1 protein-coding gene and 2 tRNA genes are annotated in these 1,511 nt (G+C 42.4%); 2 read left to right on the top strand and 1 reads right to left on the bottom strand.

From position 1 onward, the window contains the following. Positions 1-93: 93 nt before the first annotated feature. On the bottom strand, positions 94-882 hold the full coding sequence (locus tag AB4493_RS22225; RefSeq protein WP_017064543.1) for a lipase family protein: 789 nt from the start codon (positions 880-882) through the stop codon (positions 94-96). A 349-nt stretch (positions 883-1,231) separates the two neighbouring features. On the opposite strand from AB4493_RS22225, the gene AB4493_RS22220 reads away from it, so the two are divergent. Together AB4493_RS22220 and AB4493_RS22215 are read left to right on the top strand one after the other, a co-directional pair. After that, positions 1,232-1,318: transfer RNA gene (locus tag AB4493_RS22220), tRNA-Leu, on the top strand. 67 nt (positions 1,319-1,385) lie between these two features. Then, positions 1,386-1,459, top strand: a tRNA-Cys gene (locus tag AB4493_RS22215). The last annotated feature ends 52 nt before the right edge of the window (positions 1,460-1,511 follow it).

Genomic DNA, 1,511 nt, shown 5'->3' with positions numbered 1-1,511 from the left:
CTCCGGGAGGCGCCTCCATCATTCAGAAAAAACCAGTCCTAGTGACTGGTTTTTTCGTTTTTGACCCCGCTAAAAGCTTCCTACGTACCCATTTCAATGCTTATCAAAGAAATCTTTGTTACGGATATACTTGCTCATTAAGTGGTAAGAGAAAGGTCTTATCAGCCAACTAAAGATAGAGCGACCAAGGCGGATTAATGTAGGAGTGTTCTCATAGATTCGTCCGTTATAAAGCCAAAGCACTTTACCTACATGCCAATAGAGCAAAGGAACCGGTGGCATGAAGGTCACGATGTCGATGTCACAGCAAATTCGGTAGGTCTTCTTACTCATGCGATAGTGCTTTCGAAAGCTCCAATCACCAATGGCGGGTTGGCCAAAAGTCACTATTCGTTTAATACAGCCTGGGTACTTTTGATCAAAGTAATCAGCGAAGACACAACCGATAGCGCCTCCGGAAGAGTGGCCAGTAATAGACACTCTTTTTCCTTGTTCGATGAGAGGTGTGAGCGTGGCTTCCAAGCGCTCAATAACGGTTAAGCCAAGCTTATCTTCATTACGACTTGGCTGGCTCTCTTGAAACATTAGATGGTAGAAACCCGCATGCACACGATAATTGAGCCCAATTCTCTTACAGCTTCTGGTCCATAGAGCAAAGGTTAGTAGCCAATCTGAGATACTGTGCGATCCTTTGATTACCACAACCACTTCATCTTTGTCGCTACTCCACAACACTCTAATCATGGTTTTACCAAACTGGTTCTTGATGATGCGTTGTCCATTAGGGTCAAAACCATAGCGAGTCTGCTTAAAAACTCTAGGGTAGGCGAGGTTACAAAGAACGGCATAGCGCTCATATTGATATCGTTTTAGTGGTTTCACATGTTTACTTCTTAATAAGAGTTACTTCAAACTCTAATCGTTGAATGTGAAAAGCACATGAAAACGCCATTTGCTTGGTTTAAAACAATAAAATCACCGCATTCAATTGGTATTTGAATCAATGGTTGTCAGTGATTTGTCCGTTTAAATTAGAAATCCAAGTATAAGAACCGTACAAGCTGCACTAAATTTATTCTTTTGAGTTCGATAATTAATCACTTGAATTAAAAGATAAAATTTATTGTTGACGAATTTTTTCCTTCCGTTAAAGTACACCTCGTTCTCACGGCTTAGGTCGCTGAGAGATGGTGTTTTTACTTTTCAGTAATCGGCCTCGCAAGATTGCGTTGCCCTGGTGGTGGAATTGGTAGACACAAGGGATTTAAAATCCCTCGGCGTTCGCGCTGTGCCGGTTCAAGTCCGGCCCGGGGCACCATCTATCTAGCTTCTACATTTTGAGTAGAGTGATGAACAAAGAGTTGTTCTCTTAAATCACTATTAAAGGCGCCTTGGCAGAGTGGCTATGCAGCGGATTGCAAATCCGTGGACCTCGGTTCGACTCCGGGAGGCGCCTCCATTCTTTCTCTTAGTTTGATAAGTTAAGAGATAATAAGAATGAAAATGCGATA

Source organism: Vibrio sp. 10N.222.55.A1, assembly GCF_041473835.1.
In the GTDB taxonomy this organism is placed as follows: Bacteria; Pseudomonadota; Gammaproteobacteria; order Enterobacterales; family Vibrionaceae; genus Vibrio; species Vibrio crassostreae_C.
This window is presented reverse-complemented; position numbering and strand designations above follow the sequence as displayed.